The 6,721-nt window shown below is 64.5% G+C and carries 6 protein-coding genes; 2 read left to right on the forward strand and 4 right to left on the reverse strand.

What is annotated here, in order from left to right:
- Positions 1-90 precede the first annotated feature (90 nt).
- Positions 91-1,086, forward strand: coding sequence for a hypothetical protein (locus GFY24_RS33735; RefSeq protein WP_153809170.1), 996 nt, complete (start codon positions 91-93; stop codon positions 1,084-1,086).
- 145 nt (positions 1,087-1,231) lie between these two features.
- On the opposite strand, the gene GFY24_RS33740 is transcribed toward GFY24_RS33735, so the two are convergent.
- From GFY24_RS33740 to GFY24_RS33755, 4 genes are all read right to left on the reverse strand, one after another.
- Positions 1,232-1,996 carry a helix-turn-helix domain-containing protein gene (locus tag GFY24_RS33740; protein WP_153809171.1) on the reverse strand — a complete coding sequence of 255 codons (765 nt, stop codon included), beginning with the start codon at positions 1,994-1,996 and terminating at the stop codon, positions 1,232-1,234.
- Positions 1,980-4,538 (reverse strand): M35 family metallopeptidase, encoded by a 2,559-nt coding sequence (locus GFY24_RS42470; protein ID WP_228566903.1) that lies wholly within the window; start codon positions 4,536-4,538, stop codon positions 1,980-1,982. Before GFY24_RS42470 ends, GFY24_RS33740 begins: the two co-directional genes overlap by 17 nt.
- A 144-nt stretch (positions 4,539-4,682) precedes the next feature.
- Entirely contained in the window at positions 4,683-4,826 is a 144-nt protein-coding gene (locus GFY24_RS33750; protein WP_153809172.1) for a hypothetical protein, read from the reverse strand.
- The gene (locus GFY24_RS33755; protein WP_153809173.1) at positions 4,823-4,993 is read right to left on the reverse strand and encodes a hypothetical protein; all 171 of its coding nucleotides are present in this window, start codon (positions 4,991-4,993) and stop codon (positions 4,823-4,825) included. Before GFY24_RS33755 ends, GFY24_RS33750 begins: the two co-directional genes overlap by 4 nt.
- Before the next feature lie 443 nt (positions 4,994-5,436).
- Here GFY24_RS33755 and GFY24_RS33760 point away from each other — a divergent pair, with 443 nt between their 5' ends.
- Positions 5,437-6,225, forward strand: coding sequence for an FkbM family methyltransferase (locus GFY24_RS33760; RefSeq protein ID WP_153809174.1), 789 nt, complete (start codon positions 5,437-5,439; stop codon positions 6,223-6,225).
- The last annotated feature ends 496 nt before the right edge of the window (positions 6,226-6,721 follow it).

Below are 6,721 nucleotides of genomic sequence, written 5' to 3' on the forward strand. Positions count from 1 at the left end.
GGCCGATGATCGACGTCGGATTTCACAAGCACGGGGCCAGTGGCAGCGAGCCGCCGCCAGCGTTGTCGAGCCGGATTCCGGCTGGCGGAAATGGTCAGGCTCGACGTCGCCACCGTGGTGCGCCACGGCGCAGCGATCGCTGCCGGGCTCGATGATCGCTGGCTGCGTGACGGACAGCGAGGCCTCGTCGAGGCATTGCGGCGCCGCGATCAACGCCACGACTATCGAGTGTGGTCCTACATGGCCGGTCGCCGCGCGACAGCAGCGGTCCTGGCCGAGTTGAGCGATGCAGGACGGCTCGGGACTGCGGCCGCCGAACTGCCCGAGAAGCTGGGGCTGATCGATACCCGGCTGCCCGCGATCGCGCCGATGCCACTGCCAGACTCGATGCCGCTGCCATGGCAGCCCGACGACGCCGACCATCACGACACCGACCGATGGTGTGCGCAGACGGCCGCTGCAGCACAGATCTATCGCCGTGCCTACGCCGACACCCAGCCTTTCGTACTCGCCGAAACCTCGCGATGGCATCGCCTGCACTGGAGCGTGCTCGCCGAACACCGCACCCTGATCACGACCATCGGCGATCACGAAACCACCGGCGACCCTGAAGAACTCGCCGACGAACTTATCGGAGCCGCTTGGGAAACGTGGCCCGAAGCCGCACGCGCCTACCCATACCAGGGCGCCCCTGCCGCCGCCACCGACCGCTATCTCATCGTCCGTGGCCGCCACCTCCACTCCGACGCCGTTCACCGCGAATGGCTCGCGCTGCATCCCCAGCTCGCTACCGCACTGGGATGGACCCACGACCCCACGCAACTGTTCACCTGGAACGGCCCCGACGGAGCCTGGCGCGCCCGTACCCGGCTTTTTCACCGCGGCCAGCTCAGCCACCAACCACCGGCTCGCACCGTCTGCGCGCAGATATGGCAAGTCCAACTCAGCGACCTCGGGATGGTCGAGCTACAAGTCGAATTCCCCACGCTTGCAACATATCTGCATGTGTCACGGTTCCCGGATAGGAAATCGAGCAACACCGGTCACAGCGGCGTGCACAGTGTCGTGAGCGTGAAATACGACTGAGGCGGAAATCGTCGTCGGTCAGGTGCCCGGCTGAGCCCACCGCCTCGGTGGCGACTGGACGGTCGTCCTGCAAGCGTTACTCGCGGGCCTGTCGACTGTCATCGACGGCACAAACAAATGACGGTCCACCCGCATCCAGATCCCCTCACGCTTCGGGTGGACCGCATCGCTTATCTGCTGACAGTGGGAGCACCGAGTTCTCCACGCGAACCGAGGTTCGATGACGAGGCCTCCGTTGCTCGCGATGGGCTGCGCCGGGTGGCCCCGCGTATGGAATTTGAACTGGTATTGAACCCTGCGCGTGCGGTGCGGGCCGAGACGCTTGAGCGTGCATGTTCGGCATCGTCGGACGCACGGTGGCGTGCGAGGGCACCGGCTCGACTTCGCGGCGGCCGAGTTCGTAGCTGATCCGGCGAGCTCCCCACCGCCGATGCGTCCGCCGCAGTTCGCAGATCAGCGCTTCGGTCTCCGCGTTCAGCCGGCGCGGACTACGGTGCGGTCGACGGGAGAACTCTTTGAGTCCGTCCACGCCGAGCTGTTCGTAACGCTTGCGCCACGTGGTCACCGATTGCCGCGTCACACCGTATTGGGCGGCAACTTCCCCGAATGGGCCCGACTCCGGCCGCGTCGGCGTGGGCGGTGATGATGCGCCCATGGAGCGGTCGGTGAGGCGGGTGCCGGGCATTTGGAGCCCGCCGCGGTCCACGGGCCGGAATAGGGCGGCCTTGGCGGGGCCGGTGATCCATTCGCCGGTGCAGCGGTGTTCGTGGGGGTCGGCGGTGTCGTGGCGCAGCAGCCGTTGCACGGCGATGGAGGCGGCGCCGACGTCCTCGTCGAGGTCGATGCCGAGTTTCTGGGCGTGGGAGCGGATTTCGACATCTTGCCAACACCAGTCACGTCGCAGGCACAAGCAGATCAGCGAATTTCGTGACAGCTTGGTCGTAACGGACGTTGTAGCCTTCCATCACGGCGGCTTCCAACACGGGCGCCTTCACATCCTGCGCACGTCGGGGTGACGGGATTCCCGGCGAGTTCTCATAGTTGGAGACGATCACGTCGAGATAGACAGGTTTCCGAAGGTGCTTGCCGTTCAACAATTTCTGCAGTGCTTCAGCGATCGCCGGATATGGCGTGAATTCAGGATTCTGCAGCCATTCGCTCAGATCGCCCTCAGGCACGCTGAAATCGATGCCAAATGCGTCCAGTCGATCCACCACCGGGCCGGGGGGAGGGCCCGCAGGCGGAACATGCGCGTAGCCCAGGGGCGTCACCGCGAACGGCTGATGGTTCCAGCCCTGATCTGGAGCGGCATCCCACCACTGAGTGCCGATCGCGCCATCGGGACGAACCCAGAAGACGTCCAGATGCGATGCCAGCCGTCCGACCGACGTGATCGCCGATCCCGGGCTTGCCGTTCCTGGCGGAGCGATCGCGAATGGGCTGTGGTCGGCCCAGCTGTGTCCCGCTGCCGCATGCCACCATTGGGTGCCGACTGATCCGTCGGGAGCCACCCAGAAGACATCAAGGTTATTGGGCGTGCGGGCCGTTGCGGTGACACCACCCGCGGGCGCGACGGCACTCGGCGCTGTAATCGTGAACCATCCGTGGTCGCCCCAACTGGCGCCGGGCGCAGCGAACCACCAGTTCGAGGCGACTGCGCCGTCAGGGGTCACCCAGTACACGTCGAGGTTATCCGGTGTTCGGGCCACAGCGACCAGTGCTGATCCCGGCCGCGCGGATCCGGCAGGCGCGATTCGGAAGGCCCCGTGGTCGGCCCAATTGGTTCCCGGGGCCGCGGTCCAAAAAGTGGAGCCGATCGCGCCATCCCTGTGCACCCAGAACACGTCCAAGTGATCGGGCGTGCGGGCCACGACGGCGATCGCCGAGCCCTGCTCGGCCGAGCCGGATGGTGCGATGTTGAACGGGCCATGATCACCCCAGGAAGCACCCGGTGCAGCCGCCCACCACTGACTGGCAACTGCGCCGTCGGGCCGGACCCAGAACACGTCGAGATTGTTGGCGGTCCGTGCGACCGCGGCGATCGGTGCACCTGATCGGGCTGAGCCTGCCGGCGCAATAGGGAAGGCCGCGCCGTGCTCGTACCACCCTCCGTCCACTGCGTTAACCCACCATTGCGTCATGACGGATCCATTCGGCGCGACCCAGAATACGTCGAGGTTGTCCGGAGTGCGCGCCACCGCGGTGACCGACGCGTCTGAGACGGTTGCGCCCGCTGCCACGACGTCCGACGGGCCGTGGTCAGCCCAGCTCTGACCTGGTGCGCCGGCCCACCACTGAGATCCGATCGCGCCGCTGTTTCGCGCCCAAAACAGTTCCAGGCGAAGCGAATCGCGAGAAACCACATTCTGCGCCGATGACGCGGTGGCCCGTAGATTCGCCCGTGCCTCATCTGGCGGGAGATGATTGATAACGTCGTTCCAGACATAGCGGTAATACGGGTTCTCCTGATCCATCTCCTTGTACTGGGAGCTGTGGCCGGTCCCGCCGAACCATTGATCCACGATCGCCCCCTGCTGCTCCGCGTTGAACTCCGACCAGCTCGGGCCCGGTGCGCCGTACTCATACACGTTGTCGCCCAAGGTGTAATTCGCCTGGTTCACCATGCCGCTGCACATCAAACCCGGAAGGAACCCGGTGTGCGCGATCTGCCAGGCGTGGGTGAGTTCGTGGATAAGGGTTTGCCCCGGCTTCGGATACGCGTTTCCGCCCGTGCCCAGCGGATTGTCGTAAGCGTTCCCAAGATTGACGTAAGTCTTGCCATCCACTCCGGGTGCGGTGAAGGCCCGTCCCCCCAGGCCCGCGAGGTTGGTGATGATGACATCCTGATAAGGCACCGAGTTGCCGAATACCTGCCGGGCGAACGCGATTTCGGCAGCGTCGAGGGGCCGGTCCTTGATCAGTGCATTCGTGACGGCCCCGATCGCCACGCCGGCGACGACGCCGAGGATCAACGCAGTCCCCACGCCCGCTCCCGCCACGGTCGCGACCGCGAATACGACGACTCCCCCGACCACACCGAGTGTGCCGCCCGGCCCCAGGGTGGTGCCCAACCAGCTGATCGCCTCGCGGGTTGCCCCGATCACCACGCCTAACGCCGCGCCCACTGCCCCGGCAGTCACGTCGATGATGTCGTCGATAAGTTCGGTGATCGTGCCGACGACACCGCCCCATTTGTAATCCTTGGCGACGCCGTAGGTGGCGTTCGCCTGCAGGTTCGACCAGTACAGGGCGAGTAGCGGGCTGTGGCCGCTCTCCTCACGGTCCCAGCTGTCGACGCCGGAGACGTGTCCGCTCTGGATGAACGCCATCGTCGGGAACCCGGGGGCGGTCAGGTAGGCACGGAGATTGAAATCGAAATTGCCCAAGGCGCTGCTGCTGTGCATGTGGAAATGCACGTGGTAGTCGCCGACGTCGCTTACTTCGACATCCACCCATCCTCCCAACGGGGTTCCGGCGGGAGTGGTGACGACTCCATGGAACGTGCGAGTTGCCATGTGCGAATCCCTTCGATTGCCATCTGCTACCTGCACAATCCTTCAGCGAGGTTCCCCGGGCCGATAGGGTAGCCAGCTACTCTATTTCCGCAGTTGGATACGCCTTTGACCAGATTCCGTAACGGCCAGAACCTTCTGGGCCAGCGCTTTCTCGACGATCGCACCGGTCACTGCTTTCACGAGATAGTGAGCGCTGCCGTGCGGCTCGAGAGCTTCTGCGGTCACTGGTACGACCGTGCCGAGAAGGCAATCGACCTGAACGGCCGCGGCATGGCCATATCAGCGTCGAACAGCCGGAGCCAGTCGGCCGCGACGGCCGCGGACCAACCGTCCACGCCGAGCCCGCCGGCATTGTTCACCAGAATCAATACCACCGAAAGCCGTTGTCGCACTTTCCACTATCTCCGCGACCACCCGAGGCACCGGCCCCGACAGGGAGCGACGACGGCGAGGACGCCGCCAGGATGTCCGCCCTCGCCCATGCGATGACCACCAACCTCACCGAGCGCTGGCACAGGCTATCTGGCGATAGAGCCCGGCTTGGTTGTGTCGGTCGCAAGTGAAGCCGCTCGTGGTGGCGTTGAAATACCCAAGGCTGAAACACCGTCAGGATGCGTGCCGGAGAGAGAGCGTGTGGCTACGCTGATCGAGGCTTGCTGAAAAATAGCTGATGGAAGGATTCCCTCGGTGATGTTCACGGGCTGCGACTGTTCAGATCGAAAGTCGCCTGGGGAGCACGCCCCTGGTAGTTGGCGTGGGGGCGCTGCTTCAATGTCGACGAAGTTGCCGTGCAGGTCGACCGTTGTCGGCCCGATTGCGAAAGGTTCACTGACGTATGCTGACCACCCCCCAGCAGTTACGACTCGACGATAACAGAATGGTGACCTGCACGAGTCCGGCTGAGGCGCGCATGCTGTGGCGCGAGACGATGGCGGCGGACGGTTTCTACCAGCACGCTGTCGCCCGCCTGCGACCCGAGAAGATCGTCTTGGATATAGGCGCAAACATCGGACTCACCGCGATGATGTTCGCTGATAAGTGCCCCGGAATTGGGGTCATCGCCGTCGAGCCCGTACCGACGATTTTTCACTGTCTGCAGCGCAACATGGCCGCTCATGTGCCCTATGGGGTGCCGCTGCGGGTTGCGGTCGGCACCGTGCCCGGGACTGTGCCGTTCACCTGGTACCCGCGGGCATCGGCCAATTCCGGTCTGTACGCCGACCGCGAACGAGACGACGAAGCGACCAAGATCTTTCTGCGCAACAGCGGCCTGGACGATGAATCAATCGGACACATCACTGCTGGCCTGCACGACGGCGAGCAGATCGACGTAGACGTCACCACGGTGTCGGCGCTACTGGCCGAACACGCCCCTGACGCTGAGATCGGATTGCTCAAAGTGGATGTGGAGCGGGCGGAATTAGACGTATTGCGCGGCATTTCCGAAACGGACTGGCCCCGTATTCACGCCGTGGTAGCCGAGGTACACGACACTGACGGCCGCCTGGCCGAGTTTTGCGAGTTGTTGAGCCGGCACGGGCTGTCCCCGCGCAACAGGCAAGACCCCTCCTTGGTCGGGACCGAACTGCACGAGGTCTACGCCGCCCGGCCATCGGTCGATTGACTCGATCTGATCGGGCGGTGGGCCAGGGGCATTCAGGTACGCGCTTGGGCATCCGGGGACGTAGTTCCTGGCACACCGGCATACACGTCCGGTCCGCCACGCGACTGGTCGGTGGTCCGGGCAGTCATCGCGGGTAGTTACTGAAACCGCTCGTATTCGAGCGATCTGTATTTCCCCGGCTCATCTCGGTAGCGTCTGACTCCGGTCCCGGGTGGAGTAGGGGTGGGACCGGAATATCAGAAACGGGCCGCAACCGCTGGTCGATGCTGGTCAGCAGCCTGCTGACCACTTGACGACCATTGGTGGCTAAGCCTGAATCCACCGACCTGGTTTTCGGGCTGGTTCGCGCGCCGTAGGCGCGCGAACCAGCTGGTTTGGGTGTGGGGTAACCGCTGGTCTGCCCAGCTTTTCCACGTATGTTTCCGGGTCGGGGCTGGTGGGCCGGGGTGGTCAGGTGGTGGCGGATATTGGTGGCGTGTAGCCGATTGTGTTGTCC

The organism is Nocardia sp. SYP-A9097 (assembly GCF_009649815.1).
GTDB lineage: Bacteria > Actinomycetota > Actinomycetes > Mycobacteriales > Mycobacteriaceae > Nocardia.

Coding starts and splice junctions, on each gene's coding strand:
- GFY24_RS33760 (WP_153809174.1), top strand. CDS start 5,437: ATGCTGACCACCCCCCAGCAGTTACGACTCGACGATAACAGAATGGTG.
- GFY24_RS33735 (WP_153809170.1), top strand. CDS start 91: ATGGTCAGGCTCGACGTCGCCACCGTGGTGCGCCACGGCGCAGCGATC.